Source organism: Serpentinimonas barnesii (assembly GCF_000696225.1).
Lineage (GTDB): Bacteria > Pseudomonadota > Gammaproteobacteria > Burkholderiales > Burkholderiaceae_C > Serpentinimonas > Serpentinimonas barnesii.
The window spans coordinates 1-754 of sequence record NZ_BAWN01000080.1; the positions used below are offsets into that span (position 1 = coordinate 1).

The 754-nt window shown below is 58.2% G+C and carries 1 protein-coding gene; it reads right to left on the bottom strand.

Features of this window, described 5'->3' with window-relative positions; all coding sequences use genetic code 11:
• Positions 1 to 180: 180 nt before the first annotated feature.
• Positions 181 to 754, bottom strand: a 574-nt coding sequence (locus tag SRAH_RS12900; RefSeq protein WP_206741116.1) for a DUF6998 domain-containing protein, incomplete at its 5' end; no start/stop codon positions are given.

Genomic DNA, 754 nt, shown 5'->3' on the forward strand with positions numbered 1-754 from the left:
TTCTTCATAACCGTAAGTTTTTATCTACGCGCCTCTTAAGGGTGTTTCTTGAGAGGCGATGGCATGAAGGGTGACTGGGCCTTGGAACGCTGCGGCGTCGCCGGAGATTATGGCCGGGGCCTTGCAGGAAAGCAAGCTCAATGTGCTAGATCCGTTTCACGAAGGCCGAGCAGCAGGCCATCAACCGGGTAGCGTCGCCGGAGCCCGAGGAAGTGGAACGGCAGAGGCCTCATTGCGCAGCGGTAGGCGTTGGCTCTCTGGCACTTGAAGCATGAGCTTTCTCAGCTTTGAGAGGGACACCGGGCGCTGCCCATTCTTCTGCATTGCACCGCAGTTTGACCAGACTAGCGCACCGGGACCATTGAAGACCTCGCTCGCATGACCTTGCTTGTTCAGGTGCAGAACAATCAGGTGCTGAGGCTCAGCCCGGAGGGCAACGGTGTCTCCTTGCGTAGCCTTGATTTCAACCTGTCGTCCGTCCTTGGCTGTGCCGTCATGACCTTCAGACGAAGCAGGGTGAAGTGAGATAGCGTATCGGTGTGCGGCGAGTACTTCGCCAATGCTGCCTACAAGATGACCGTCGGGCGTGAATTTGCGGCCGGGGAATAGGGCCTCGAACTCTGACACCAGCGAGTAGAGCCGACGTACCAGCTCCGCAACCTGATCTGCTGGAGCGCGAAGGGGTTCGTTCATGAGGCCTAACGTTGAGGTTAACCGGCGGGCCGAAGGCACGTCCGAGTTGAACCGCAGGTTA